Origin of the sequence: Dysosmobacter sp. Marseille-Q4140, from assembly GCA_018228705.1 — a bacterium.
In the GTDB taxonomy this organism is placed as follows: Bacteria; Bacillota; Clostridia; order Oscillospirales; family Oscillospiraceae; genus Oscillibacter.
Map to the genome: position 1 here is coordinate 213,748 of CP073694.1, position 25,849 is coordinate 239,596.

Sequence of the window (25,849 nt, forward strand, 5' to 3'; positions counted from 1 at the left end):
TGCCTATTTTTGTCTCCTTTACTTCACGGCACTGATCTCAGCCAGAATTTCTGCATATTCAGGGTGATTGTCATACACCACCTGAGTAGCCTCACGGAACTCCTCCATGTCAGTATAGACCACTTCCATCCCATGGATATTAGCCGCCTCATCCGCCAGCTTTTCATCCATGGACAGGCAGAACTCTGTCTGATACGCAGTTGCCTGTTCAGCGCAGCTGAGCATGATCTCCTGCTGCTCAGGAGTCAGTGCCTCAAACTTTGCCTTGTTCATAGCCACAACAGAGGGAGAGTAGAAATGGTTGGTCATGGACAAGTAATCCTGAACCTCATAGAACTTACTGGGAATAATATAGGTGAGAGGACTTTCCATGGCATCTACAATCCCCTGCTGAAGCGCGGTATACAGCTCGCTGCCGTTCATCGGAGTGGGGTCCGCACCCAGCGCAGCAAAGGTCTCCATGTGGATCTGGTTCTCCATCGTACGGACCTTCATTCCTTCCAGATCAGAAGGATGCTCCACAGGACGCACAGAATTCACTAACTGACGGAAGCCGTTGATGGCCCAGTCCAGCATAACCACACCGGCCTTTTCCTCAATGCTTGCGCTGAGTCGGTCGCCGATCTCTCCATCAAAAACCTTGGTCACATGGTCGTAATCTCGGAACAGGAAGGGGAAGTCAAAGGCCAGAACATCCGGAACGAAGTTTCCGACAGGTCCGTTGGCAATGATGCACATATCGACCGTTCCCAACTGTACACCCTCAAACAAATCGCGTTCACCGCCAAGTTCGCTGGCATAGTGGTTTTCAATTACAATCTGTCCGTCCGTGGCTTCGCTGACAAGTCTTTTGAACTCCTCGCACCACTGATATAGCTGATTATCCTCACTAACCGGGGCTGCATTTCCCATTACAAAGGTAATGGTCTCCGCGGAGCCGCTCTCATCCGTTGCTGTGGTCGTTTCTCCTGTTGTACTTCCGCCGCCGCAGCCGGCCAGCATCGCCAGCATCATCGTGCTCGCCAAAAGGACCGCCAACTTCTTTTTCATTTTCTTTTCCTCCCGTTTTTTATGTTTCTATCACCAAAGCAACCGTTTCTTGGTTACTCCGGAATAACCACCGGCCAAGTGGGACGTTTGCCGGAAAAGACCTCGTCGATTCCTTGGGCCGCATGGAGCCCCATACGGTCTGTGGTCTCCTGGGTCAGGGCAGCATTGTGGGGGGTTAAAGTCACATTTGGTAGAGTAAACAGAGGATTATTCGGATCGAAGGGCTCCGCAGCAAATACATCCAAGCCTGCTCCGGCAATCTCTCCATTTTTGCAGGCGTTATAGAGATCTCTCTCGTTGACCAGAGATCCTCTAGCTGCGTTGATGAAATATGCCGTAGGTTTCATCAGGGCGATCAAGTTCTTGTTGAAGAAGCCTGTATTGTCAGCCGTTGCAGGCAAATGCAGACTAACAAAGTCAGCTTCTCGAATCACTTCCTCCATACTGGCGCAGCAGGTGACAAAATCAGGTGCCTGCTCTTTTTTCACATAAGGATCATAACCCAAAACCTTCATATCAAATCCGTAGTGGCACTTCTTTGCTACCTGCATTCCAATCTTCCCCAGTCCGATGACCCCAACCGTCTTGCCCTCCAGATCCATTCCTTTGATCTGGTTTCGGACTTCGTAGTTGCCGGAGCGGACCGCTGCATCAAAAAACACCAGTCTTTTGGCACAAGCCAGAATCAGCAGCACTGTATGCTCTGCCACAGCTACCGTGTTGGAGATAGGGCCGTTGGTAACCCATACCTTACAATCCCGGGCTGCATTAAGGTCGATTTTGTCAAGCCCAACTCCATGTTTGGCAATTACCCGCAGATTAGGAGCACTTTCAATAACTCGGCGGGTGATGTATTCGTTGCGAGCAAGAAGGGCATCACAGTCCTGAAGATCCTTAATTAATGAGTCCTCGTCGATTCCTCGTCCCAGCTTGATTTCAAACCCGCGGCTACGCAGATACTCCTTACCCGGCTCCGAAATGTCCGTAGGGATCAATACTTTTTTGCCCATAAGGCCCGTCCTTTCCCTGCGTGAGCAGATTATAAAACATCGTTACACAAATATTGCGGAGTATTTCCTTCCAAACAATCAATGATTCCCTGAGCACTGTCCATAGCCATGGCCAGCATCGCTCCGTCTGAGAGCGCCGCATTATGGGGAGAGACGATTACATTGTCCATAGAAAACAGCGGATTATCCGCCGCAGGAGGCTCCTTCTCAAACACGTCCAAGCCAGCACCGGCAATTTCTCCGGATTGCAGAGCCTCGATCAAGGCCTCTTCGTCCACCACGGCTCCTCGGGCAGCATTAATAAAATACGCAGAAGGTTTCATCAGTCCGAACTCCCGTTTTCCAACCAAATGGTATGTGGCCGGGGTCAGAGACGTGTGCACCACTACAAAATCCGCTGTCTGATATACCTCCTGATCTGACAGCATCCGCACACCGAAGGGGTCTGCTTCTTCCTGCCCTACAAAGGGATCGCAGGCGACTACATTCATCTCAAAGCCGGATAGTTTTTTTACTACCAAGCGAGATATTTTCCCAAACCCAATAATTCCCAGAGTACTTCCCTTGAGCTCTGTAGTTTGGTACTGATTGCGTCGGAAAAACTGTCCTGCTCTCGTTAGCTTGTCCATGCGGACCGTCCGTTTGCTCAACGCAAGAATCAGCATAACAATATGCTCAGCAACCGCGTTCATATTGGCAAATGGTGCATTCACCACTGCAATCCCGCGGGCGGTTGCGGCTTCTACATCTATGGAATCCAGCCCCATCCCATGTTTGGCGATTACCTTCAGCTGCGGATTTTTCTCCATATCAGAAGCTGTTACATGTGCGGATCGAACAAGCACCCCCTCACACCCCAGCAGCTGCTCAGAAACATGCTCCACACCGCTTCCTTGTATTACCTCAAAGTGCTTTTCCAGCAGCTTCACTGCATCCGGATGGATTTTTTCCGTGAGCAAAACTCGTTTCATAGCTCCCTCCATTTCCCTATTGAACTCGTCTCAATATCCACAGGGAGGCAATTTGATTTGAGAACTCGTCAGCGATTCGGATAAGTTCTGCGGAAATCCTCCACGTTCTTTCTGGCAGCGTTTCCTAGTGTCCCGCCATCTGCAAATGCGATTACAAGGCCATAGCCTCTGTCAAACTTTTCCTTTGCCTCCTCCATTCCCTTGGCAACGGAAGCCAGGAATTTTCCAGAACCGATCACCGCCTCTTCTACCTTTCGGATAGCAGCCTGAACCTCCGAGCAGCCCGGGTCACAGAAATGTCCCATGGAAGTAGCCAGGTCCATAGGACCAATAAATACGCCGTCAAGTCCTTCAACCTTTACAATCTCATCAATCTGATCCACCGCCTCCATGGTCTCTACTGCGGTCATCACCAGGATCTCCTCATTGGCGCGACGCATGTAGTTCATGCTGTCCATCCCAAAGCCAGGAGCGCGAGGGCTGGGCGCAACGCCCCGAACACCCTCCAGAGGGTACTTACAGTAGGATACAGCTGCCGCAACCTCCTCCGGCGTGTTCACATAAGGCACTAGAATACCGTAGGCACCGGCATCCAATACGCGCTTTATGACCACCATATCGTTCCAAGGCACCCGTACCAGGGGTATAGATGAGAACCGCCCCATGGCCCGCAACTGGTCAATCAGGCTCAAAATATTGTTCGGGCCGTGTTCCATGTCTACCACCAGCGCATCCAGCTCCGCTTTTGCAAAGATCTCCGCAGCGTAGGGACTTGCCATTTGCAACCAGGCAGCCAAGACTTTCTTGTTTTCCTTTAGCATTTGTTTAACAGGATTCTTCAGTTCTTCTCCTAAACGCAGCATGGTATTCTCCTTTGCTATCTTTATTCCCTGTCCTTTACGGCGAACTTTCTCATAGCCGCACAGACAGGCCGTACTGTTCTCCAAGGTCCGCTAACTGGCGGTACACAGCTTCCGGCAGAGGAATTCCGTGTTCTCGGCGATCCGCAGCGCAGGCAGCCTCTATTTCTCCTGGAAAAACGAGTGGAATCCCTGAAACGGTTGGAATACTTCTGATGTAGTCCCGATACTCTTTCATTCTGGATTGAATCTCTTCCCGGCTTAGCAGCCGCTTTACATCCGCTGCCAAAAACATATGGCAGGTACGGCTGGGTTCCGTTGGGTCTTTGAACATATTCCTGATGTGATTTTGGAATGCTCCGCCTGTCATGACGCCGCACAGCAAATCGATGGCATACGCAATCCCCAAGCCCTTGAAGCCTCCCGCAGGAAGGAGATATCCGTCAAAGCCCTTTTGGGGATCATCTGTGGGCATCCCCTCTCTATCAGAAGCCCATCCAAGAGGAATCTTCTCTCCCTTTGCTATGGCCATCTTCAGTTTTCCTCCGGCCACTACGGAAAGCGCCATATCCAGCATAAAGGGAAATTCACAATATGTAGGAATCCCCACCGCAAAAGGATTGTTTCCCACTACATTCCCAATAGCACCAGGGGCAGCTACATTGGGTTTGACATTAGTAGTCGAAAAACCAATCATACCTGCATCCACAGCCATCTGCGCATAAAGAGCAGCTGCTCCAAAGTGATTACTGTTGCGGACCAAAGTCATCCCCACTCCAGTTTCCTTTGCTATTTGGATTGCCAAAGACATTCCCTCACGCCCAGCAATGTAACCAGAAGCCCCATCTGCATCCAGCACTCGCAGGGCCCCATCTTTCTGAATGCACCGCATCTGGGGATGAAGATTGATCGCCCCATTCAAAATCCGAGTAAGGTAAGCCTCTGTGCGCATCACTCCGTGGGAATCCACGCCCCGTAAACTGGCAGTCACAAGTCCGTAGGCGTGGTACTCTGCATCCGCCTGCGTCATACCGGCCTTTTCATATAATTCTGCAATTAATTTATATAAATTGTCCCAGGAAACTGAAATAGTTGTTGCCACGCTGCATCTCACTCCTCTGTATTTAAAAGATTTTCTTTATGAGAATTTTATACAAATATTAAGTTGTTTGTGGAAACATTTGATTATTTTGGTTTTTTGTAGTAAATGTAAAAATAATCTCAATAAAATTCTTTATATTTTATCTATTTTCCCCTTTTCGCTTTCATGATATCACCAAATATACCTGTATGTCTTTAGCCTTCATTTTCCTGAATTTGTCTTATATTAATATTTGAGGTTAATATACTTGAAAATTAATTAATTCTGTGCAAAACTAATTAACAATCTTTCTTAGACGTCTGCGGGAGGGATTTTATATGAGTGAAAAAGTAGAGTTAGTATGGGTATTTGTTGTAGACTATGCTAAAGGTTGGGGAGTGCGGAAACATAGCCATGACTATTTCCAAATGTATTATTGCCTTGCTGGTGAAAGCCCCGTTTTTCTTGAAGATCAGGATATCCGTTTAGCGCCCAATGACTGTCTGTTGATACATCCAAATCAAATTCATGAGGTAAAACCCCTTCCCAATGGATATTTGCGAATTCTAGATACTAAATTCTATGTTCATGACGAAGAGCTTTATCGTTCCCTTATAAAAATGCCTGCACACATTAATATTGCCTCTCCCACCTTTTCTTGGCTCCAGAAAGAAACACGCAATGAATGGGCTTCCGGTGCACCTTATTGTTACGAAATGGCAACACTCATTTTTGAGCAATTGTTGTATCTTTATCTTCGTGAAATGAATTGTTCTCCCGCTGAAGTCCCGTTTTATCATGAAATGGAGCAAAAAATAGCTAGCTTAACCGGCATTGAAAAGGAAATAGCAAATTATATTTTGGAAAACTTTTTGGTTGAGATCTCTCTGGATCAGTTAGCCCAAGATTTGCGATATTCTAAGAACTACTTGTGTAAAGTTTTTAAAGAAGCGACAGGATATACAATTATCGAATATAGAAATATGTTACGCATCCGCAAAGCATATGATATGGTACGATATACAAGCCAAACCCTTTCAGACATTTCCAGCAGCTGCGGCTTTTCCAGCATACATTACTTTTCCAGGGTTTTTCATAGATACGCAGGTATATCTCCTTCTCAAGCACGCGATCAGGATCGCAATTCCCTAAATATGGACATGCGAACTCATGGTCGGTTTCGGTACCGCTACTTTTCACCGGATAACTGATAGCTCAACCTGCTCTTTTTCAGAAAGAGTCTTAAAGCAAAAAACAAAACAACTGGAGCGACACCGGCCATCGGTATCGCTCCAGCTGCTTTTTGTATTCTAAGCAATCTCTACTCGATATTAAAATGACAGTCCAAATCGGACTTCCCCTTACAGCTCCGGCGCCAAAACCGTGCCGTCCGGCAGGGTCAGATCCGCCGCCGTGGGGGCGGTCAGGTCCACTGTCAGCGCTCCCATGCGGTAGACGGTCTCCCCGTCCACCAGCCGCTCCGCCGCCGCCAGCAGCCCCGTCTCCACGCTGACCCAGTACCGCAGGACGCCGTCTTGTCCTTCCTCGGTCTCCACATAGATGCAGTTCGCATCGGAGATGGTGCGGTAATCCGCCTGTACGATGATCTCCTTGGGCAGGTCCAGTACGTCCTCGTAGGTGGGGATGGTCTGCTCGTTGTCGGCGGTGATGCCGGCGGAAGGTCCGCTGTACACCGCGCTGTCTCCGTCATACCAGATATAGGTGGTCTTACCGTCAGTGATGGTATGACGCGCCCGGCCGTCCGGCAGGGTCCGGTCCGTCCGGGTCCACGGGCCGTACACCAGAACGCTGACCTCATAGGTGCCGCTGCCGCCGTCCCAGAACTGCTCGATGGTGATGGTGCGGCGGTACTGCTCCGGCCTGGAAAGGGTCGCAATGGCAGTTTGGACTGTCTCCGGCGTCACCTGCACCAGCGACAGCGTGCCGGCGTCATCCTCTGCCTGGTCCGACTGGTCGCCGGTAGCTGAGGTATCCGGAAGCACCACCTGCGGCGGGCGGCGGAGGTTGTTGCCGAACATCACGGCGATCACCAGGGCCATGACCACGATGAAGCCCACGGTGATATGGTTCATCCGGCGCTTGTCCATGGGCTCCCTCCTTCCGGTCCGTCCCCGGCGGGGACGTCACTGAAAATCCGCGGGCCGCTCCCCACGGCCGAAGCGCCACAGCACCGCGTCGGCGATGCGGCGGCAGGCGTTGCCGTCGCCATAGGGGTTGACCGCGTGGGCCATACGGCCGTATGCCGCCTCGTCCCGGATCAGCCGCTGGGCCATGGTGACGATGTCGTCCTGGACCACGCCGCAGAGCTTCACGGTCCCGGCCTCCACGGCCTCCGGCCGCTCCGTCTCCCGGCGCATAACCAGCACGGGCTTGCCCAGGGCAGGCGCCTCCTCCTGGAGGCCGCCGGAGTCCGTCAGCACCAGATAGGACCGGGCCATGAGGTTGTGCATCTCGTCGGCGGGCAGGGGATCGATCAGGTGGACCCGGGGCGCGCCGCGCAGATACGTGTCCACCGCCTCCCGGACCACGGGGCTCAGGTGGACGGGATACACCAGCTCCACCTCGGGGTCCTCCTCGGCGATCTGCCGCAGGGCCAGCATGATGTTTTTCATGGGCTCGCCGTAGTTCTCCCGCCGGTGGCAGGTGACGAGAATGATCTTCTTCTCCCCGTAGGGCAGCTTGTTCAGCTCGTCCGTTGCAAAGACATAATCGTCCCGGACCGTGGTTTTGAGGGCGTCGATCACCGTGTTGCCGGTAACGAAGAGCCCCTGGGTGATGCCTTCCTTGAGGAGGTTGTTTTTATTGTTGACCGTTGGGCAGAAGTAGAGGTCCGCGATGGCGCTGACCAGCTTGCGGTTCATCTCCTCCGGGAAGGGGGAGTACTTGTCGTAGGTCCTGAGGCCCGCCTCCACATGGCCCACCGGCACCTGGTGATAGAAGGCCGACAGGGCCCCGGCAAAGGTGGTGGAGGTGTCCCCGTGGACCAGGATCATATCCGGCTTCAGCGTGTCGATGGCCTCGTCCATGCCGGTGAGGCACTTGCTGGTGATGGTGGACAGGGTCTGCCGGGGGGTCATGATGTCCAGGTCCCAGTCGGGCTTCACGTCAAAGACCTCCAGCACGCTGTCCAGCATCTGGCGGTGCTGGGCGGTGACGCAACAAAGGCTCTCGATCTCCGGCCGGGACGCCAGTTCCTTCACCAGGGGGCACATCTTGATGGCCTCCGGCCGGGTGCCGAACACGCTCATGATACGCAGCTTTTCCATTATTCCTCCTTGCCGTCCCCGCCGGGCGTCTGCTCCGGCGCGGACGGATGCTCACTGTGATGGTGGTCGTGGTGGCCGTGCTCCCGCAGCTCCTCCAGCTCCTCGTGGAGCTCCTCCCGGACCTCCTTGGGGAACACCACCCGGGCGGCCACCGCCGCCACGATGCAAAGGGCCGCGAACAGCAGCATGGCCTTCTCCTCCCCACCGGTGGTCAGCACCACGGCGCTAAGGCCCAGGATGGCGGAGATCACATACAGCGTGGCCACCGCCTGCTTCTGGTTGAGGCCCATGTCGATGAGCCGGTGGTGGATGTGTCCCCGGTCGGCGTGCATGGGGCTCTGGCCGTGGGCGATGCGGCGGATGAAGGCAAAGCTGGTGTCGAAAATGGGAAGACCCAGGATCAGGAACGGCACCACGAAGGTGATGACGGCGTAATACTTGAACAGGCCCTGGATGGACATGGTGGCCAGGATGAAGCCCAGGAAGGTGGCGCCGGTGTCGCCCATGAACATCTTGGCGGGGTTCATGTTGTAGGGCATGAACCCGACGCACGCGCCCACCAGGGCCGCCAGGGCGATGGCCACCTGGTTCTGGGCCGTCACCAGGGCGATGACCAGCATGGTGATGGCGGAGATGGCGGACACGCCGTTGGCAAGGCCGTCCAGTCCGTCGATCAGGTTCACGGAGTTGGTGATGGCCACGATCCACAGCACCGTCACCGGCACCGACATCCAGCCCAGCACCCAGTACAGGTTGTCCGAAAAGACGTTGGGGTTGGAAAAGGCCTGGATCACCACCCCGTGGGTGGCGGGGATCAGGGCCGCCACGATCTGCACCACGAATTTCAGCAGCGCCGGCAGGGCCATGATGTCGTCCACCACGCCCAGCACCACGATGACCACGGCACCCAGCAGGATGCTCTTCAACTCCGGGGTGATAGGGACGAAGAGCAGGATGCTCACCATGAAGCCGATGAAGATGGCCAGGCCCCCCAGCCGGGGGATGGGCACCTTGTGCATCCGCCGCTCGTCCTTGGGCACGTCAATAGCGCCCACTTTATAGGCGAAGGTCTTGACCACCGGGGTGGTCAGGAAGCTGACCATCCCCGCCACCAGCAGCGCCAGCAGCACCAGGACGATCAGACCGCTCTCAAACTCCATTGCGCGACCTCCGTCAGCGGGGCAGGAAGCCCACTTTTTTATAGACCTTGGAGAGGGTGCGATTGGCCACATAGGCGGCCTTCTCGGCGCCGGCGCGGTACACGCTCTCCAAATACGCCTTGTCCGCCAGCAGGCGCTCCGTCTCCTCCCGAATGGGCCGCAGCAGCTCCACCACGGCCTCACCCACGGCCTTCTTGAAGTCGCCGTAGCCGCGGCCGGCGAACTCCGCCTCGATCTCCTCGAAGGTGCGGCCGGTGGCTACGGAGTAGATCTGCATGAGGTTGGACACGCCGGGCTTGGTCTCCTTGTCGTAGCGGACGCAGGCGTCGGAGTCCGTCACGGCCTTCTTGAACTTGCGCAGGATATCCTCGGGCTTTTCCAGCATATAGACGCAGCCGCCCGGGTCCTTGTCGGACTTGCTCATCTTGCTCTCGGGGCTGGTGAGGCTCATGACCCGGGCGCCCACCTGGGGAATGTAGGGCTCGGGGATCTTGAACACGTCGCCGTAGATGCCATTGAAGCGGTTGGCGATGTCCCGGCAGATCTCCACGTGCTGCTTCTGATCGCCGCCCACGGGCACCAGGTCCGCCTGGTAGAGCAGGATATCGGCGGCCATCAGAGCCGGATAGGTGAAAAGACCCGCATTGATGTTGTCGGCGTTCTTGGCGGACTTGTCCTTAAACTGGGTCATGCGGCTGAGCTCACCAAACATGGTGTAGCAGTCCAGCACCCAGCCCAGCTGGGCGTGGGCGGGCACGTGGGACTGGACGAAGAGCACGTTCTTCTCCGGGTCCAGGCCGCTGGCAATGTAGGCCGCCACCTGGGTCAGGGTGTGACGGCGCAGCGCCGCCGGGTCCTGCCGGACGGTGATGGTGTGCATGTCCGCCAGCATATAGTAGCAGTCGTACTGATCGGCCAGGGCCGCCCAGTTCTTGATGGCCCCCAGATAGGAGCCCAGGGTCAGGTCGCCGGAGGGCTGAATGCCGCTCAAAATACGCTTTTTCTGCACTTCATTTTCCATAAGTCGGAACACCTCAAATCTTTCTATTGAAAGCGTCCTTTGCCAGGGCGCAATTTAACTAATATAGTGTATCACAAAGCCTGAAAAAGTGCAACGGATAAAACGCACATCCGCATGTGGAGTGCTTCGGTGCGGAGGCCTCTGCGCCCATCCCGCCGAAATCTCTGGTAAGCCGCAAAAATCCCAGGGCGATCTCGGAAAAACCCGCGCATCAGCCTTGACATTCCAGGGAAATCCATAGATAATGTAGGTTGTTGTTTTGCGTGAATTTTTTGATCGGAGGTACATTCATGGCAATGGACACCGCTTTTTTTGACGAGATGGAAGCCCGCATCCCCAAGGGGAAGGTCCGCACCCGGTTCGCCCCCTCCCCCACCGGCTATATGCACGTGGGCAATCTGCGCACCGCCCTGTACACCTGGCTGATCGCCCGGCACGCCGGCGGCACCTTCATCCTGCGCATCGAGGACACCGACCAGGTCCGCCAGGTGGAGGGCGCCACGGAGGTCATCTACCGCACCATGGCCGAGTGCGGCCTGACCCACGACGAGGGACCCGACGTAGGCGGCCCCGTGGGCCCCTATATCCAGTCGGAGCGCCGGGACCTGTATCTGCCCTACGCCAAGCTCCTGGTGGAGAAGGGCGCGGCCTACTACTGCTTTTGTGAAAAGACCGAGTCTGAGGAGGACAGCGGCGACTTCTCCCGGGGCGACGACCCCTGCCGGGACTTAAGCCCCGAGGAGATCCAGGCCAACCTGGCCGCCGGCAAGCCCTGGGTCATCCGCCAGCGGATCCCCCACGAGGGCACCACCACCTTCCACGACGTCTCCTTCGGGGACATCACCGTGGAGAACAAGACCCTGGACGACCAGGTGCTCATCAAGCGGGACGGCCTGCCCACCTACAACTTCGCCAACGTCATCGACGACCACCTCATGGGCATCACCCACGTGGTCCGGGGCAGCGAGTACCTCTCCTCCGCCCCGAAGTACAACCTCCTCTACGAGGCCTTCGGCTGGGACATCCCCACCTACGTCCACTGCTCCCCCGTCATGCGGGACCAGCACAACAAGATGAGCAAGCGCCACGGCGACCCCTCCTACGAGGATCTGCGGGACCAGGGTTACCTGACCGACGCCATCCTCAACTACGTGGCCCTGCTGGGCTGGGCCCCCAAGGGGGAGCTTGGCGAGCAGGAGATCTTTTCCCTGGATGAGCTGGTGAAGGCCTTCGACATCGCCGGCATCTCCAAGTCCCCGGCCATCTTCGACATGGACAAGCTCACCTACTTCAACGCAACCTATCTCCGCGCCATGGCGCCGGAGGCCTTTGCCAAGGTAGCGGAGCCCTATATCCGTGAGAGCGTAAAGAACCCCGCCATCGACGCCGCCGCTGTGGCGGCCCTGCTCCAGGCCCGGTGCGAAAAGCTGACAGAGATCCCCGAGAAGGTGGACTTCTTCGACGCCCTGCCGGACTATGACGCGGCCCTCTTCACCAACAAGAAGTCCAAGACCGACGCCGAGGTCTCCGCCCGGATGCTCCAAGCCGCCATCCCCGCCCTGGAGGCCCTGTCCGACTGGACCCAGAACGCCGTCCACGACTGCCTGATCGCCCTGGCCGAGTCCCTGGGCGTGAAGAACGCCACCCTCATGTGGCCCGTGCGGATCGCCGCCGCCGGCAAGCAGGTGACTCCCGGCGGCGCCGTGGAGATCTGCCACATCCTCGGAAAGGAAGAGGTCCTGCGCCGCCTGCGGCTGGGCCTTGAAAAACTGGGCGCCTGAGCCCATCAAACCACATTCAGAAAGGACCCTCCATCTATGAGCAAGATCACCATTCCCGCCGGTTACCGGATGCCCCTGACCAACAACGAGCTCCAGCGGGCCATCGAGCTGATCCACCAGGAGTTCCAGCACAGCCTGACCGTGCGGCTGAACCTGCACCGGGTCTCCGCCCCCCTGTTCGTGGACGGCAAGACCGGCCTCAACGACGACCTCAACGGCGTGGAGCGCCCTGTCACCTTCGACGTGCCCGACGTGGGCACCGACGGCCAGGTAGTCCACTCCCTGGCCAAGTGGAAGCGGCTGGCCCTCAAGCGGTACGAGTTCAAGCTGGGCACCGGCCTCTACACCGATATGAATGCCATCCGCCGGGACGAGGAGGTGGACAACCTCCACTCCATCTACGTGGACCAGTGGGACTGGGAGAAGCACATCGACCCCCAGAACCGCAACCACATCTATCTGCGGGAGACCGTGCGGGACATCGTGGGCGCCATCTGCGACACCTCCGCCGCGCTGCGCAACGCCTTCCCCGTCCTGACCTTCAAGCCGGACCGGGACGTGTACTTCATCACCACTCAGGAGCTGGAGGACCGCTTCCCCGACCTGACCCCCAGCGAGCGGGAGACCGAGATCTGCCGCAAGCACCACACCGTGTTCCTCATGCAGATCGGCGGCAAGCTCCGCTCCGGCAAGCCCCACGACGGCCGGGCCCCGGACTACGACGACTGGACCCTCAACGGCGACATCCTCATGTGGAACCCCGTCCTCCAGCGGAGCTTCGAGATCTCCTCCATGGGCATCCGGGTGGACGAGGCCGCCCTGGACCGCCAGCTGACCGAGGCCGGCTGTGACGAGCGCCGGAAGCTCCCCTTCCACCAGATGCTCCTGAACGGTGAGCTGCCCCAGTCCATCGGCGGCGGCATCGGCCAGTCCCGTCTGTGCATGCTGCTGATCGGCACCTGCCACATCGGCGAGGTCCAGGCCAGCCTGTGGGACAAAGAGACCATGGAGGCCTGTGAGCAGGCTGGGATCACGCTGCTGTAAAGGTATTTTCCATCACAGAAAATCCGAGCTCAAAGGCGCCTGACGCTTTCACGTCAGGCGCCTTTTCTGCCCTTCCGCTCCCCGCCGTCTCCCGGAAAAACATTGCCCCCGCCGGGAGACCGGCGGGGGCATTTTTGGATGTACGCTCAGTGGAGCAGCTCCTCGGCGATCTTGTCGGCCAGGGCCTCCAGGCTGCGGCGCTGGGCCTCCTTCACGGAGGATTTCAGCGTCACGGTGCCCTCCATGACCCGCATGTCCTTCATGGTGTCCAGGATGCCGGTCATCAGCCGGGCGGACTGAGCCGCCCAGGTGCCATTCTCGATCAGAGCCACGGACCGGCTCCGCAGGCCGTGGGACTTCAGATCCCGGATGAAGTCCTCCATGGGGGTGTAGATCTCGCCGTTATAGGTGGCGGAGGCAAACACCAGGTGGCTGCACCGGAAGGCCTCGCTGACGAGATAGGACACGTCCGTGTGGGACACGTCGTACAGGGCGATGTTCTTCACGCCCTTCTGGGCCAGGTGGCAGGCCAGGATATCGGCGGCGTTCTCCGTATGGCCGTAGATGGAGCCGGAGAAGATGGCCACGGCCCGGTCCTCGGGAGCGTAGGTGCTCCAGGTCTGGTACTTGTCCACGAACCACTGGATGTTCTCACGCCAGATAGGGCCGTGCAGCGGGCACAGGCACTGGATCTCCACACCGGCGGCCCGCTTCAGCAGGGCCTGGACCTGGGCGCCATACTTGCCCACGATGTTGGTGTAATACCGGCGGGCATCGTCCAGCCAGTCCCGCTCGAAGTTCACCTCGTCGGCGAAGATGTTGCCGTTGAGGGCGCCGAAGGTGCCGAAGGCGTCGGCGGAGAACAGGGTCTTGTCGGTGGTGTCATAGGTCACCATGACCTCTGGCCAGTGGACCATGGGAGCCATCAGGAAGGTGAAGGTGTGGCGGCCGGTGGTGAGGGTGTCCCCCTCCTTCACCACGACGGTGCGGCCGGTCAGATCGCAGTCGAAGAACTGGCCGATCATGGTGATGGTCTTGGCATTGCCCACAACCTGGGCGCTGGGGAACCGGCACAGCAGCTGCTCCAGGGTAGCGCAGTGGTCCGGCTCCATATGGTTTACAACCACATAGTCCAGTTCCCGGCCCGCCAGAGCAAAGCACAGGTTCTCAAAGAACCGCTCGCCCACCGCCTGGTCAGCGGTATCCAGCAGGACGGTCTTTTCGTCCAGCACCAAGTAGCTGTTGTAGCTGACGCCCCGGGGGATGGGGAACACATTCTCGAACTTGGCCAGACGCCGGTCGGAAGCGCCCAGCCACAGCAGGTCCTCATGGATATTCTGTACGCAGTACATGGTCGTTTTCTCTCCTTTTCAGCGGAAATCACGCGCAAATGCGTTGTTGCCTAACAAAAATACACTACACCGGTTTTTCTGTTTCGTCAAGACTTCTTTATCTCCATTTCCCCAGTTTGCGGGAGAGAGGCAAGGAAAAACGGGGTCCCTGCCGGGACCCCGTCTCTGGGTCTTTGCGGAACGGCGCGCGCCGGGAGGATCAGACCTCCTGGGCACCGCCGAAGGCTTTGACCGCCTCCTCGCTGGCCTCCCGGCGCTCCTCGATAGCCTCCTTGAGGAGCATATCCTTGACTTTCATCAGCCGGGTGGTGGTGGCGCGGTCGTTCTCATCCAGCTTCATGGTGATATACCGGATGGCATCCTGGGTGTCGGGGATCATCACGTACTCCAGCGCGTTGACCCGGCGGCGGGTCTTTTCGATCTCCTCCGCCATCAGCTGGGCGGACTTCTCGATCTCCGCCAGCTTCAGCATCTTCTGGAACACCTTCCCCAGGGCGTCCACGGCAGCGTCCAGCTCGCCGGAGGTAGCCGCGAAGCCGTAGGGGTAGATGTCAGAATCCGACTTGGTCTTGGTCTGGAAGTGATACACCGGCACGTTGACGGACATGATGTTCTGGGTGGTCTGGGTCAGCTCCACGCTCTGCTTGGGATAGAGCAGGGCCTGCTCCAGAGCCTCGGAGCTCATGAGGGCGGAGGCCACGGTGAAGGAGTTGTGGACCTTCATCAGTTCCTCCTCCACCTCGGCGCGGAGGGCGCGGACCTCCCGGACGGTGTCCAGGAACTGCTTCATCAGCTCATCCCGTTTGTCCTTGAGCAGCTTGTGGCCCCGCTGAGCCGTGCGCAGCTTGCCCTTGAGGCGGGTGAGCTCCATACGGGTAGGGCTTACCGTGATATTCGCCATGGCTCACCCCTCCTTACTTCTGCTCGTCTTTTTTCGGCCAGTATCTCTCGATCAGTTCCGGCTTAATCCGCTTCAGCTCCGCCTTGGGCAGGATGCTGAGGAGCTCCCAGCCCAGGTTCAGTGTCTCTTCGATGGAGCGGTTCTCCTCGTAGCCCTGGTTGACGTAGCGGCGCTCAAACTCGTCGGCGAACTTGGCGTACAGCAGGTCCGTGGGGGTCAGGGCGGCCTCGCCCAGAATGGACATCAGCTCCTTGTTGTCCTTACCGGTGGAGTAGGCGGCGAAGAGCTGGTTCATGGTGTCGGCGTGGTCCTCCCGGGTCTTGCCCTTGCCGACGCCCTTGTCCTTCAGACGGCTCAGACTGGGCAGCACGTCCACCGGCGGGTGGATGCCCTGGCGGTACAGTGCGCGGGAGAGGATGATCTGGCCCTCGGTGATATAGCCGGTCAGGTCGGGGATGGGGTGGGTCTTGTCATCCTCGGGCATGGTCAGAATGGGGATCAGGGTGATGGAGCCGGGGTTGCCCAGCCGACGGCCGGCCCGCTCGTAGAGCGTGGCCAGGTCGGTGTACAGGTAGCCGGGGAAGCCGCGGCGGCCCGGGACCTCCTTCTTGGCGGCGGAGACCTCGCGCAGGGCCTCGGCGTAGTTGGTGATGTCGGTCATGATGACCAGCACGTGCATGCCCTTCTCAAAGGCCAGGTACTCCGCGGCGGTCAGGGCCATACGGGGGGTGCTGATACGCTCGACGGCCGGGTCGTTGGCAAGGTTCGAGAACAGCACCGTACGATCGATGGCGCCGGTGCGGCGGAACTCGCTGACGAAGAACTCCGACTCCTCGAAGGTGATACCGATGGCGGCGAACACCACGGCGAAGTTGGAGGCGTCGTCCCCCAGCACCTTGGCCTGACGGGCGATCTGGGCCGCCAGGTTGGCGTGGGGCAGGCCAGAGCCGGAGAAGATGGGCAGCTTCTGGCCGCGGACCAGGGTGTTCAGACCGTCGATGGTGGAAACGCCGGTCTGGATGAACTCGTTGGGGTAGTCACGGGCGGCCGGGTTCATGGGCAGGCCGTTGATGTCCCGGTACTCCTCGGGCAGGATGTCGGGGCCGCCGTCGATGGGCTGGCCCATGCCGTTGAACACGCGGCCCAGCATGTCGCCGGACACGCCCAGCTGCAGGGGATGGCCCAGGAAGCGGACCTTGGCGTCGGCCAGGTTGATGCCGGCGGCAGACTCGAACAGCTGGACCACAGCGGTGTCGCCGTTGACCTCCAGCACCTTGCCCCGGCGGATGGATCCGTCGTGGAGCTCCACCTCGACCAGCTCGTCGTAGGTGACGTTCTCCACCATGCGGACCATCATCAGAGGACTGACGATCTCCTCTACGGTTCTGTATTCACGGATCATAACTCGTCACCTCCCTGAGCGATCACATCGGCGATCTGCTGCTCCATCTCGGCCTGGATCTGGGCGTAGGCCTGCTCGTACTCCTCCACGGGCACGCTCTTGGCGCGGCCGATCTTCTCACGGGCAGGGATGTCGAAGAGCTTCATGACGGCGGCGCCCTTGGTAATGGCGTCCCGGCACAGCGTCTCGTAGCGCAGGATCATAGCCAGGAGCTTCTCCTGCCGGTCGTAACTGGAGAAGCCGTCGATATCGGTGAAGGCGTTTTGCTGCAGGAAGTCCTCGCGGACCATCCGGGCCACCTCCAGGGTCAGCTGGTCGGCGGGAGACAGGGCGTCCTTGCCCACCAGCTGGACGATCTCGTTGAGGCTGGCCTCATTCTGCAGGATGCTCATGGCGCGGCCGCGGTTGGCCATGAAGGCCTCGCCCAGATTCTCGTCAAACCAGGGCTTCAGGGAGTCCAGGTACAAAGAGTAGGAGTTCAGCCAGTTGATGGCCGGGAAGTGGCGCTTGTAGGCCAGAGAGGAGTCCAGGGCCCAGAACACCTTGACGATGCGCATGGTGGCCTGGGAGACGGGCTCAGAGAGGTCGCCGCCGGGCGGCGACACGGCGCCGACGGCGGTCAGGCTGCCCCGGCGCTCGTCGGTGCCGATGCACTCCACGGAGCCGGCGCGCTCGTAGAACTGGGCCAGACGGGAGGCCAGGTACGCGGGGTAGCCCTCCTCGCCGGGCATCTCCTCCAGACGGCCGGACATCTCGCGCAGGGCCTCGGCCCAGCGGGAGGTGGAGTCGGCGATGACGGCCACGTCGTAGCCCATGTCGCGGAAGTACTCCGCAATGGTGATGCCGGTGTAGACGGAGGCCTCACGGGCGGCCACGGGCATATCGGAGGTGTTGGCGATCAGCACGGTCCGCTTCATCAGCGACTCGCCGGTGCGGGGGTCCTTCAGCTCCGGGAACTCGCGCAGAACGTCGGTCATCTCGTTGCCGCGCTCGCCGCAGCCGATGTAGATCACGATGTCCACGTCGGACCACTTGGCCAGCTGGTGCTGCACCACGGTCTTGCCGGAGCCAAAGGGACCCGGCACGGCGGCGGTGCCGCCCTTGGCGATGGGGAACATGGTGTCGATGATCCGCTGGCCGGAGCACAGGGGCCGCTTGGGGGGATACTTGTGCTTGTAGGGACGGCCAACGCGGACGGGCCACTTCTGGCTCATGGTCAACGGCACGTCCTTGCCGTCGTCGGTAGTCAGCACCGCCACGGTCTCCCGAACGTTGAAGGAGCCGCTCTGGATGCTCTTGATGGTGCCGCTCAGGGTGGGAGGCACCATGATCTTGTGGAGCACCACCGGCGTCTCGGGGACGGTGCCGATGATGTCGCCGCCCGTCACCTTGTCGCCCACGGCGGCAGTGGCGGTGAACTCCCACTTCTTCTCTTGGTCCAGGGCGGGAACTTCCACGCCGCGGGTGATGCAGGCGCCCACCTTCTCCACGATCTTCTCCAGGGGGCGCTGGATGCCGTCATAGATGCCCTCGATCATGCCGGGGCCAAGCTCCACGCTCATGGGGGCGCCGGTGGTCTCCACCACGGCGCCGGGTCCCAGGCCGGAGGTCTCCTCGTAGACCTGGATGGAGGCGGAGTCGCCCTTCATGGTCAGGATCTCGCCGATCAGCCGCTGGGGGCCCACACGGACCACGTCGGACATATTGGCGTCCTTCAGGCCCGTGGCCACGACCAGCGGTCCGGATACTTTCACAACTTTACCGCTCAATACAAATACCTTCTTTCAGGATAGATTCGCCAGAAAGAATTGGGAAACCGGTCCTCCCCCTCCCCCACTCCGCGCCCAGCGGAAGGGGGCCAGGGGAAACCGAAGGGGTTTCCCCGGTTCATTCGCCCAAGGCGAATGAAGGATCTCCAATCATTTTCGGCAGGACATGTGCCTGCCGAAAATTCCCCGACTCAGCCGCCCTGGGCGGCGTCCACCAGTGACCGACGTCACTGGTGAGGGGGGTCAGCGGAGGCGGACACAGTCCGCCGGAGCGTCTAAGGGCTGCGCCCGAAGGCGCGTTTTGGAGGCCAACCGCCGCAGCGCGGCGGCTCTTAGGCCGGAGATGACCTGTCCCCCTTAGAGAATGTCCGCGCCTACCGCCCGCTCGATGGCCCGCTGGATGTTGGCCTTGCCGATGCCGAGAGAGCCCTCCCGGCCGGGGATCAGGATGATGGCGGGGCGGATCTCATCCTTGTAGTGGGAGATCACGTCCTCCATGTCCTTGGCCAGCTGTTCCGTCAGGTAGATCACCGCGCAGTTGGTCTTGGCCAGCTCCCGGATCTGCTCCCGGGCCTCCTCCACGGAGGTGACGGGGTAGGTGTCCAGCCCCAGGGCACGGAAGCCCATGACGGACTCCCAGTCTCCCACGACTGCGATCTGATACGTTGTCGCCATACTTCTCACCCCGCCTTACACATAGCTGGCCCGGAGCCGGGAGCGGATCACGTCCGCCGGGAGCCCCGCGCCGCGCCCCATCAGGAGGATCCGCAGGTTGGTGTACTCCGTCTCCCGGGCGGCCAGGTAGCCGACCAGCGGCGCCTCGCCGAAGGGCACGTACTGGGCGCCGGCGAGATAGTCGCCCACCGCGTCGTCGCACAGCTTTTCAAATTCCGTCAGAGGACCGCCCCGCAGGGCCTCGGCCCCGGCCTCCGCCGCGGCGGCGAACCGGGTGGGTCCGTAGACCTCGTTCATGCCGCTGCCGCGGTTGGCGCTGAGGGTCAAAATGGCGTCGGTCGCCACCTCGCCGCCCTCCATGAGCACGCCCCGGAGGAACTCCGGGCTCTTGCCCATGCGGACCGTCCGCACCAGGGCGCGGAGGTTGGCGGCGTCGATCTGAACGGCCACATAGCCCCGGAGGAAATCGCTGTTGACCTCCTCCGCCAGGGCCGCCATGTCAGCGTAGGTCCAGCGGTCCAGGGCGATGTCGCTGAGCTGGGGGTCGCGGGTGGTGTCCAGGATCTCCCGGGCCTCCGCCACCGCCGAGGCCAGCATGGGAGGCAGGCTGTCCAGTTCACCGGAGCGGACCGCCTCCTTCAGCACCGCCGCGCTTACCCGGCCCATGTCCATCAGCATCCGGTCGGCGCTGGTGCCCATGGCCTCGGCCTTCAGCAGGGCCTTGACATTGTGATAGTCGTATTTCAGTTTGAACAGCTCGATATACCTGGGCTCCGGGGCGCCGTCCATGACATCGGAGAGAGTGGCCTCCCGGGCGGCGGAGAGCGCCGCGTCCATGGCCTCGGGATCGGCGGCGTCCAGTTCCGGATATCCGCACTCCTGGAGGATCTTGGCGGCCTCCTCGTCGGTTTTGGCCTCCAGGATCTGTTCCATCCGCTCCCGGGTCAGCAGCCCGGTCTCCATGGCCTTGACGCGGGCGGAGATCACCAGGTAATCGGTGTCCTTGATTTTTTTCGCCAAGACACTTCCTCCTTGTCAGGTGTCCGGGAACAGCTTCTTTGCCACCGCTCCCGCGGTCTCCGCCTTCTGCAGGCGCACCAGGGTATCGAAGGTGCAGTTGACCTCCACGTTGTTGTCCTTGAGAATAAAGCCGCCGGCAATGTTCCGGGTCTCCTGGGAGACGGTCAGGCCGCCCTTGGGCAGCTGCTCGTTGGCCTTGGCCACGGCGGCCTTGCCGGCCTTGTCCCGGTCCTCCGGAGAGAAGATGGCCTCCTCGGTGCCGGTGGCGGAGGCCTGGATCAGCAGCGCTGCCAGAACGGCTGTGTACTGCTCCTGGGGCATGGTCCGCAGCTTCTCCAGGGCCCGCTCATAGACCTTCTCCACCATTTCCTGCTTGGCGGCCAACCCCACCTTCCGGGCTTCCATCTGGGCCACGCTGACCAGACGCTCTTCCCGCTCCGCGGCAGCTTTTTCACTGCGGGCAGCCAGGGCGGCGGCCTCAGCGTCCGCCTGGGCCTTGTACCGCTCGGTGATGCGGGCGGCCTCCTCCCTTGCCTGGGCGAGGGTCCGGTCGATCTCCGCCTGGGCGTCCGCGTTGATCCGCGCCGTGATTTTTTCGATTCCGTTCATAAGCAATTCGCCTTTCTTCCGGCGCTTACTTGCTGATATTGATGATCATCAGCATGGAAGCCAGCAGAGACAGGATGGCGTAGAACTCCACGGTGATGCACAGCACCATGCCCTTGGACCAGTCGTCGGGCTTCTTGGCCAGGATGTTGATGGAGCCGGCGGCCACGCGGCCCTGGGCAATGGCGGAGAGCAGGCCGCCCAACGCCATGGGCAGGCACGCCACGAAGTACTGCAGACCCTGCTGCACGGTCAGATCAGGCAGGCCGTCGCCGCCCAGCAGCCCCATGCGGAAGATGGCGAAGAACCACACCACCAGGCCGTACAGGCCCTGAGTGCCGGGGATGACCTGCAGGATCATGACCTTGCCGAACTTGGAGGGGTCCTGGCACAGAAGGCCCGTGCCGGCTTCACCGGCAATGCCGGTACCCTTTGCAGAGCCAACGCCGGACAGAGCCGCCGCGAGACCGGCGCCCAGCAGCGCCAGAGCCAGACCGCCGAATGCATCAAAGAAACCGCTCATAATATTTTTCCTCCTCAGTCGTTTTGAATATCGACAAATTTTGTGTTGATCGCCAGGGGCCGGAACGGCTTACCGCCGTCCTCGTAGAACTTACCGAAATACTCCAGGCACTGCAGGCGCAGATCGTGGACATAGCAGCCCAGCAGGTTCAGGGCGAAGTTCAGGGCGTTGCCCGCCATGGAGATGATGATAAAGACGACGATGTTGCCGGGGATGGCGCCCAGGGTGTTGAACACCTGGGCGATGACACTGCCGGCCAGCATCAGAGCCATCAGACGGGAATAGGACAGGATGTCGCCAAAGTACCCGGTGATGTGGTTGTACAGGGAGCCGAAGATGCCGGTGATCTTCCCCAGGCCTTTTCCGGTAATGATGGGGCCCAGCAGCACCATGGCGAGGCCCACGTACAGCACGATGGGGGTCACGCCCAGGGCCAGGAGTCCGCCGCCGGCAAAGACCACGAACCAGGTGATCTCCTCCCACACGGCGTCCATAACCTGTCCCTTTTTGAACTTCTGGACCATGCTGATCACCATGCCCGTGACGATCTGGACGAAGCCCAGACACATGGCGCCCACCAGGATCATCAGCGTGTCGTTCAGCGGGGTGAACAGGGCCGGCAGGGCGAAGTCCTTGCCGGTGGTCAGCAGCACCACCTGGGTCAGGAAGTCTCCGAAGAAGCCGCCGGTGATAGCACCCATGATGAAGGTGCTGACGCCGCACAGGCCCATCAGGGAAAACAGGTGGCCCATGGTGCCCTTGGGGTGATATTTCTTCGTCACCAGCACCGAGGCCAGGATCATCAGCAATCCGTAGCCCATGTCCGCCATCATGATGCCGTAGAACAAAATGAAGAACGGCGCCATCAGCGGGTTGGGGTCCACATTGTCATAGGCAGGGAGCGAGTACATCTCCGTCACCATGTTCAGCGGGCGGGTCAGAGCGTTGTTCTTCAGCTGCACCGGCACCTTGGAGATCTCGTCCTCCGCGGGGTCCGACGCCTCCCATGCGCAGCCCAGCTTGTCCAGCAGGGCGCCCACCCGGCTGAGTTTCTCCGCCGGGGCCCAGCCCTCGAAAAAGAGGATGGTTCCGTCGGTCAGCAGCCGCTCGCTGTTCTGATCCTTAGCCGCCTCGGCCGCCAGCCGGTCCGCGTAGACCCGCAGGGCGTCCCGGGCGCCGGCCTGGGACACGATGGCCGCGGTGGCCGCCTCCTGCTGCTTCCGGTTCTCCGCGATCTCGCCATCCAGCTGCCGCAGGTTCTCCTCCGGCGTGCCGGTGAGGCCCTGGAAGGCGGTGGCACTGAACCCGAAGGGCCGCAGCTGCTCCAGCGCCTGCTCCTCCTCCGCCTTATGGCAGATCAGCAGGCAGTAGCGCTGCTGCTTGTCGGCGCTGATCTCCAGCATCTGGGCGGCGGTGTCCGCCAGAGCCGTCTGCACAGCGGTCATATCCGTGGATCCGGGACACACCATCAGGCGGAACACGGCGTGTTCGCTGCCCTGAAGTTCCAGGGGCATGTCCAGAGCCCGCCAGGGCTCCAGCCCCGCCTGGCGGGACAGCAGACGGCTCTCCTCGCCTTGAAGGCGGGTCAGCGTCTGGAGCTGCCGCCCCACTTCCCGGCTGACCGCCTTGGCCTGCTCCACCGTGCCGCTGCCCAAAAACTCCTTTTCGGAGATGGGGTGGCGCTTGATGAATACGCCCTCCTTCAGCTGGGCATACCGCTTGATGGCCGCCAGGGCGGTGTTCACGTCTCCGATCTCCACCTTGGTGGCAGAGAGGCCGGAGCTCTCCCGCTGCATCAGAGCGGACCAGGCCGGGTCGGACAGCTTTTCATCCGGCTCGCTGATCTCAAGGCACCCCAGCCGCAGCAGCTCCCGGAGCAGTTCCTCCCGTCGGTCGGCCATGGCGATGACCCGGAGCTTTTTCATTTTTACAATGGCCATCTCAGTGATTCACAACCCTTCCGACAATATACTCGGCTGCCTCCTCCAGATGCTTGCCGGCCTCCGTCCGCAGCACGGCCGCCTCTGCCTCTGCATCGGCGGCGATTTTGGCGGAACGCTCCGCTGCTCTCGCCTCCGCCTGCTTGAGCTGGGCGCCGCCGGTCTCAGCGGCCTTGGCGCGCACCTGCTGCAAGAGCGCAAGCCCCTCCCGCTCCGCGTCGGCAATGATCTTTTTCGCCTCCGCTTCCGCGGCAGACTTGCGCTCCCGGGTCTCGGTCTCCACCTGTGTGACTTTCTCAATGACTTCCAGGGACATCCATTTTCACCTTCTCTCCGTAAATAAAGATAGGGGGTTCCGGGCGGATCTTCTGCCATTGGTATACGCTTGTGCCGGCCGCCTGCGGCCGGCTGCGCCGCGCTTCTCCCCGCCCCTGCGGCGCACTGACCCACTGTCAAGATTTAATTAATTGAATTCAGTATAGGGCAGGCCCCCTTCCTTTGCAAGGAAATTTTACCGGATGGTCCCGGTTTCTTCCTTTTGCACAAAGATCGGGTAAGATTTTTTGTCGATTGAACGCAAACGTGTGCGCAAATTAATGCAAACGTGTGCGATACCATCAAAAGTTTCCTTTTTGTTTTATTTTTAACAGGCTTGTCCACCCCTATGCAGCGAAGGCCAAAATTTTTGGTTTTACCTGACTTTTTCATTTTTCGGAGGAAAAGCACAGCGGGGCCAGGTGGTTCACCCGGCCCCGCTGCCTTATTTTCATTCACTTGTTCCCGGCGGACGCCGGCTCAAGCATCTGCTCCAATTCCTTGAGTTCCAAGCCGGTCCGATCCATGGCCCGGGGCAGCTGGGAGAGCGTCACCTCAATTTTGCGCAGCTCGGCATTGACGTGGGCGGCCGCGGTCTCAAACACGCCCATGGCCGTCTGGTACTGTGTCTGGAAAGTACCAGACGCCTGCCGCAGCTTGGTCAGAGTGGCACTTTCCAAAGCGGCTGCACGCTGGTGGGCCTCACACTCGATATCTCCAACCCGGTCCCGGAACTGGGCGTATGCCTGAGCCTCCGGCCGCAGGCGCTGGGCCTCGTCGGCCAGGGTCTGGAGGCGGTCCCGCTCCTGCTCCAATGCCTGCCGGGCGCTCTGCTCCCGGTTCAGACGCCGCTCCAGCTCACGGCAGCGGTCCTCCGCCTCCCCCGCCCGGCGCTCCTGATCCGCAGCCTGGGTCTCCAATGCCTGAACCTTGGCACGCAGGCCGTCGAGCTCCTGCTGGAGCCGCTCCTGGAGCTCCGCGGCCTCCCGGGAGGACTGTTCAATGTAGCGGATGACGTCCTGCTTGTCAAACCCGCCGAAGGCAACGCTCTTGAAGGTGTTGTTTTCCATAAACCCACCGCTTTCCTGTATCGATACAATCTGTACTTTAGCACAAAGCCGCATCATTGACAAGGGTTTGAAAAAAAGCCAAAAAAAATGCAAAAAAACTCTTGCATTTTCAAAAGTAGTGTGCTAGTATAATTAAGCTGTCTGTGAGACACGCGCCCTTAGCTCAGCTGGATAGAGCGTCTGGCTACGGACCAGAAGGCCGGGGGTTCGAATCCCTCAGGGCGTACCACGTGGTCGCAAAGCTTGCTTTGCGACCACGTCTTTTTTATTTTTCAGCAAGCGCCCCCTCCTCCCTTCTGTAAAAATGTTTTGTCATTTTCGAATATATTTGTTTCCGGATTGTAGTTTTTTACGGACCTGGCGGCTGATACAATCGGGGCACTGCCGGGTAAGGAGGAGGAAACCGCAAAGATCCCACAACGGCAGGGAGAGAGGAAAACGCCTGGTCCAATGGGAAGATCCTGCTGGCAAACAAGCAGGAAAGGACGATCCATCATGAAAAAATTTCTGATCTTCATACTGACACTGACCTGTGCTCTGTCCATGCTGACGGCCTGCGGCCAGAAGGATGCGGGCAAGCAGCAGGATACCACCGAGCCCCCTGTCGAGGACAGCGCAGAGGACACGCAGACCATCAGCGGCGTTATCAACCGGCTGGGCGACTATCTGGTTCTGTTGGATGACAACGGAGAATATCACATCTTTGATTTTGGCGAGGATGTTGACAAGGCCAGTCTGGAAGAAGGCGACAGTGTAAACATCACCTACACCGGCACGCTGGACAGCGAAAATCCGTCCCCCATCGCCATCGCCGTGGAAAAAGTGGGATAAACGCCGCGATTCTCCAGTCCGGAAGCAATACTGTCTTTGCGTATATCAGCCCGCCGCAGACGCTCCAATGTCTGCGGCGGTTCCTCTTGCGGCCGCTCTGCGGCAGCTCGGCCCACGCTCTTCCATTGAAATTTCCGCCAAGGGCCAAAAAACAGCCGGTTTTGTCAAATTTGTCACTGT

General features: G+C 59.5%; 24 protein-coding genes and 1 tRNA gene. 5 read left to right on the forward strand and 20 right to left on the reverse strand.

Annotated features, from left to right (window positions below; translation table 11 throughout):
- Positions 1 to 18: 18 nt before the first annotated feature.
- The 5 genes from KFE19_01050 to KFE19_01070 form a co-directional block, all read right to left on the reverse strand.
- Complete coding sequence (locus KFE19_01050) at positions 19 to 1,050, reverse strand: DctP family TRAP transporter solute-binding subunit (GenBank protein ID QUO38146.1); 1,032 nt, start codon at positions 1,048 to 1,050, stop codon at positions 19 to 21.
- 53 nt (positions 1,051 to 1,103) lie between these two features.
- Positions 1,104 to 2,060, reverse strand: coding sequence for a hydroxyacid dehydrogenase (locus tag KFE19_01055; protein ID QUO38147.1), 957 nt, complete (start codon positions 2,058 to 2,060; stop codon positions 1,104 to 1,106).
- Between the two features lie 29 nt (positions 2,061 to 2,089).
- A complete protein-coding gene (locus KFE19_01060) occupies positions 2,090 to 3,031 on the reverse strand; it encodes a hydroxyacid dehydrogenase (protein ID QUO38148.1) in 942 nt (313 codons plus the stop codon).
- Between the two features lie 68 nt (positions 3,032 to 3,099).
- On the reverse strand, positions 3,100 to 3,894 hold the full coding sequence (locus tag KFE19_01065; GenBank protein QUO39482.1) for a 2,4-dihydroxyhept-2-ene-1,7-dioic acid aldolase: 795 nt from the start codon (positions 3,892 to 3,894) through the stop codon (positions 3,100 to 3,102).
- Positions 3,895 to 3,943: 49 nt separating this feature from the next.
- A complete protein-coding gene (locus KFE19_01070; protein ID QUO38149.1) occupies positions 3,944 to 4,993 on the reverse strand; it encodes an Ldh family oxidoreductase in 1,050 nt (349 codons plus the stop codon).
- Between the two features lie 317 nt (positions 4,994 to 5,310).
- Between KFE19_01070 and KFE19_01075 the strand changes: the two genes are divergently transcribed.
- Positions 5,311 to 6,183, forward strand: coding sequence for an AraC family transcriptional regulator (locus KFE19_01075; protein ID QUO38150.1), 873 nt, complete (start codon positions 5,311 to 5,313; stop codon positions 6,181 to 6,183).
- Between the two features lie 150 nt (positions 6,184 to 6,333).
- Here KFE19_01075 and KFE19_01080 read toward each other — a convergent pair whose 3' ends face one another.
- Genes KFE19_01080 through trpS form a run of 4 tightly spaced genes read right to left on the reverse strand, consistent with a single transcriptional unit; the run spans position 6,334 to position 10,440 of the window.
- On the reverse strand, positions 6,334 to 7,080 hold the full coding sequence (locus KFE19_01080) for a hypothetical protein (GenBank protein ID QUO38151.1): 747 nt from the start codon (positions 7,078 to 7,080) through the stop codon (positions 6,334 to 6,336).
- A gap of 36 nt (positions 7,081 to 7,116) precedes the next feature.
- Positions 7,117 to 8,259 (reverse strand): UDP-N-acetylglucosamine 2-epimerase (non-hydrolyzing), encoded by a 1,143-nt coding sequence (gene wecB / locus KFE19_01085; GenBank protein QUO38152.1) that lies wholly within the window; start codon positions 8,257 to 8,259, stop codon positions 7,117 to 7,119.
- Positions 8,259 to 9,419 (reverse strand): undecaprenyl/decaprenyl-phosphate alpha-N-acetylglucosaminyl 1-phosphate transferase, encoded by a 1,161-nt coding sequence (locus KFE19_01090; protein ID QUO38153.1) that lies wholly within the window; start codon positions 9,417 to 9,419, stop codon positions 8,259 to 8,261. Before KFE19_01090 ends, wecB begins: the two co-directional genes overlap by 1 nt.
- Before the next feature lie 13 nt (positions 9,420 to 9,432).
- The gene (gene trpS, locus KFE19_01095; GenBank protein ID QUO38154.1) at positions 9,433 to 10,440 is read right to left on the reverse strand and encodes a tryptophan--tRNA ligase; all 1,008 of its coding nucleotides are present in this window, start codon (positions 10,438 to 10,440) and stop codon (positions 9,433 to 9,435) included.
- A gap of 290 nt (positions 10,441 to 10,730) precedes the next feature.
- On the opposite strand from trpS, the gene KFE19_01100 reads away from it, so the two are divergent.
- Complete coding sequence (locus KFE19_01100) at positions 10,731 to 12,221, forward strand: glutamate--tRNA ligase (GenBank protein ID QUO38155.1); 1,491 nt, start codon at positions 10,731 to 10,733, stop codon at positions 12,219 to 12,221.
- A 36-nt stretch (positions 12,222 to 12,257) separates the two neighbouring features.
- Complete coding sequence (locus tag KFE19_01105; GenBank protein QUO38156.1) at positions 12,258 to 13,265, forward strand: aspartate--ammonia ligase; 1,008 nt, start codon at positions 12,258 to 12,260, stop codon at positions 13,263 to 13,265.
- Between the two features lie 146 nt (positions 13,266 to 13,411).
- Here the strand turns inward: KFE19_01105 and KFE19_01110 are convergent, their stop codons facing one another.
- From KFE19_01110 to KFE19_01160, 11 genes are all read right to left on the reverse strand, one after another.
- Positions 13,412 to 14,617, reverse strand: coding sequence for an FprA family A-type flavoprotein (locus KFE19_01110; protein QUO38157.1), 1,206 nt, complete (start codon positions 14,615 to 14,617; stop codon positions 13,412 to 13,414).
- 199 nt (positions 14,618 to 14,816) lie between these two features.
- On the reverse strand, positions 14,817 to 15,518 hold the full coding sequence (locus tag KFE19_01115; protein ID QUO38158.1) for a V-type ATP synthase subunit D: 702 nt from the start codon (positions 15,516 to 15,518) through the stop codon (positions 14,817 to 14,819).
- A 13-nt stretch (positions 15,519 to 15,531) separates the two neighbouring features.
- On the reverse strand, positions 15,532 to 16,920 hold the full coding sequence (locus KFE19_01120) for a V-type ATP synthase subunit B (protein QUO38159.1): 1,389 nt from the start codon (positions 16,918 to 16,920) through the stop codon (positions 15,532 to 15,534).
- Positions 16,917 to 18,689 carry a V-type ATP synthase subunit A gene (locus KFE19_01125; GenBank protein ID QUO38160.1) on the reverse strand — a complete coding sequence of 591 codons (1,773 nt, stop codon included), beginning with the start codon at positions 18,687 to 18,689 and terminating at the stop codon, positions 16,917 to 16,919. Before KFE19_01125 ends, KFE19_01120 begins: the two co-directional genes overlap by 4 nt.
- Positions 18,690 to 19,046: 357 nt before the next feature.
- The gene (locus KFE19_01130) at positions 19,047 to 19,364 is read right to left on the reverse strand and encodes a V-type ATP synthase subunit F (GenBank protein ID QUO38161.1); all 318 of its coding nucleotides are present in this window, start codon (positions 19,362 to 19,364) and stop codon (positions 19,047 to 19,049) included.
- A 15-nt stretch (positions 19,365 to 19,379) separates the two neighbouring features.
- Positions 19,380 to 20,384, reverse strand: a complete 1,005-nt coding sequence (locus KFE19_01135) for a V-type ATPase subunit (GenBank protein QUO38162.1) — start codon at positions 20,382 to 20,384, stop codon at positions 19,380 to 19,382.
- Between the two features lie 15 nt (positions 20,385 to 20,399).
- The gene (locus tag KFE19_01140; GenBank protein QUO38163.1) at positions 20,400 to 20,993 is read right to left on the reverse strand and encodes a V-type ATP synthase subunit E; all 594 of its coding nucleotides are present in this window, start codon (positions 20,991 to 20,993) and stop codon (positions 20,400 to 20,402) included.
- Between the two features lie 25 nt (positions 20,994 to 21,018).
- Positions 21,019 to 21,513, reverse strand: coding sequence for a V-type ATP synthase subunit K (locus tag KFE19_01145; protein QUO38164.1), 495 nt, complete (start codon positions 21,511 to 21,513; stop codon positions 21,019 to 21,021).
- Positions 21,514 to 21,527: 14 nt separating this feature from the next.
- Entirely contained in the window at positions 21,528 to 23,453 is a 1,926-nt protein-coding gene (locus tag KFE19_01150) for a V-type ATP synthase subunit I (GenBank protein ID QUO38165.1), read from the reverse strand.
- Position 23,454: 1 nt separating this feature from the next.
- Positions 23,455 to 23,769, reverse strand: a complete 315-nt coding sequence (locus KFE19_01155; protein ID QUO38166.1) for a hypothetical protein — start codon at positions 23,767 to 23,769, stop codon at positions 23,455 to 23,457.
- Between the two features lie 454 nt (positions 23,770 to 24,223).
- Positions 24,224 to 24,838, reverse strand: coding sequence for a hypothetical protein (locus KFE19_01160; GenBank protein QUO38167.1), 615 nt, complete (start codon positions 24,836 to 24,838; stop codon positions 24,224 to 24,226).
- Positions 24,839 to 24,990: 152 nt separating this feature from the next.
- On the opposite strand from KFE19_01160, the gene KFE19_01165 reads away from it, so the two are divergent.
- Positions 24,991 to 25,067, forward strand: a tRNA-Arg gene (locus KFE19_01165).
- A gap of 266 nt (positions 25,068 to 25,333) precedes the next feature.
- Entirely contained in the window at positions 25,334 to 25,669 is a 336-nt protein-coding gene (locus KFE19_01170) for a hypothetical protein (GenBank protein ID QUO38168.1), read from the forward strand.
- Positions 25,670 to 25,849 lie beyond the last annotated feature (180 nt).

Excerpts from the sequence above, each read along its gene's own strand:
- trpS (QUO38154.1), bottom strand. The coding sequence starts at position 10,440 with ATGGAAAATGAAGTGCAGAAAAAGCGTATTTTGAGCGGCATTCAGCCC.
- KFE19_01150 (QUO38165.1), bottom strand. The coding sequence starts at position 23,453 with ATGGCCATTGTAAAAATGAAAAAGCTCCGGGTCATCGCCATGGCCGAC.
- KFE19_01155 (QUO38166.1), bottom strand. The coding sequence starts at position 23,769 with ATGTCCCTGGAAGTCATTGAGAAAGTCACACAGGTGGAGACCGAGACC.
- KFE19_01050 (QUO38146.1), bottom strand. The coding sequence starts at position 1,050 with ATGAAAAAGAAGTTGGCGGTCCTTTTGGCGAGCACGATGATGCTGGCG.
- KFE19_01170 (QUO38168.1), top strand. The coding sequence starts at position 25,334 with ATGAAAAAATTTCTGATCTTCATACTGACACTGACCTGTGCTCTGTCC.
- KFE19_01120 (QUO38159.1), bottom strand. The coding sequence starts at position 16,920 with ATGATCCGTGAATACAGAACCGTAGAGGAGATCGTCAGTCCTCTGATG.
- KFE19_01065 (QUO39482.1), bottom strand. The coding sequence starts at position 3,894 with ATGCTGCGTTTAGGAGAAGAACTGAAGAATCCTGTTAAACAAATGCTA.
- KFE19_01115 (QUO38158.1), bottom strand. The coding sequence starts at position 15,518 with ATGGCGAATATCACGGTAAGCCCTACCCGTATGGAGCTCACCCGCCTC.
- wecB (QUO38152.1), bottom strand. The coding sequence starts at position 8,259 with ATGGAAAAGCTGCGTATCATGAGCGTGTTCGGCACCCGGCCGGAGGCC.
- KFE19_01130 (QUO38161.1), bottom strand. The coding sequence starts at position 19,364 with ATGGCGACAACGTATCAGATCGCAGTCGTGGGAGACTGGGAGTCCGTC.
- KFE19_01160 (QUO38167.1), bottom strand. The coding sequence starts at position 24,838 with ATGGAAAACAACACCTTCAAGAGCGTTGCCTTCGGCGGGTTTGACAAG.
- KFE19_01080 (QUO38151.1), bottom strand. The coding sequence starts at position 7,080 with ATGGACAAGCGCCGGATGAACCATATCACCGTGGGCTTCATCGTGGTC.
- KFE19_01105 (QUO38156.1), top strand. The coding sequence starts at position 12,258 with ATGAGCAAGATCACCATTCCCGCCGGTTACCGGATGCCCCTGACCAAC.
- KFE19_01100 (QUO38155.1), top strand. The coding sequence starts at position 10,731 with ATGGCAATGGACACCGCTTTTTTTGACGAGATGGAAGCCCGCATCCCC.
- KFE19_01140 (QUO38163.1), bottom strand. The coding sequence starts at position 20,993 with ATGAACGGAATCGAAAAAATCACGGCGCGGATCAACGCGGACGCCCAG.
- KFE19_01145 (QUO38164.1), bottom strand. The coding sequence starts at position 21,513 with ATGAGCGGTTTCTTTGATGCATTCGGCGGTCTGGCTCTGGCGCTGCTG.
- KFE19_01060 (QUO38148.1), bottom strand. The coding sequence starts at position 3,031 with ATGAAACGAGTTTTGCTCACGGAAAAAATCCATCCGGATGCAGTGAAG.
- KFE19_01075 (QUO38150.1), top strand. The coding sequence starts at position 5,311 with ATGAGTGAAAAAGTAGAGTTAGTATGGGTATTTGTTGTAGACTATGCT.
- KFE19_01055 (QUO38147.1), bottom strand. The coding sequence starts at position 2,060 with ATGGGCAAAAAAGTATTGATCCCTACGGACATTTCGGAGCCGGGTAAG.
- KFE19_01090 (QUO38153.1), bottom strand. The coding sequence starts at position 9,419 with ATGGAGTTTGAGAGCGGTCTGATCGTCCTGGTGCTGCTGGCGCTGCTG.
- KFE19_01110 (QUO38157.1), bottom strand. The coding sequence starts at position 14,617 with ATGTACTGCGTACAGAATATCCATGAGGACCTGCTGTGGCTGGGCGCT.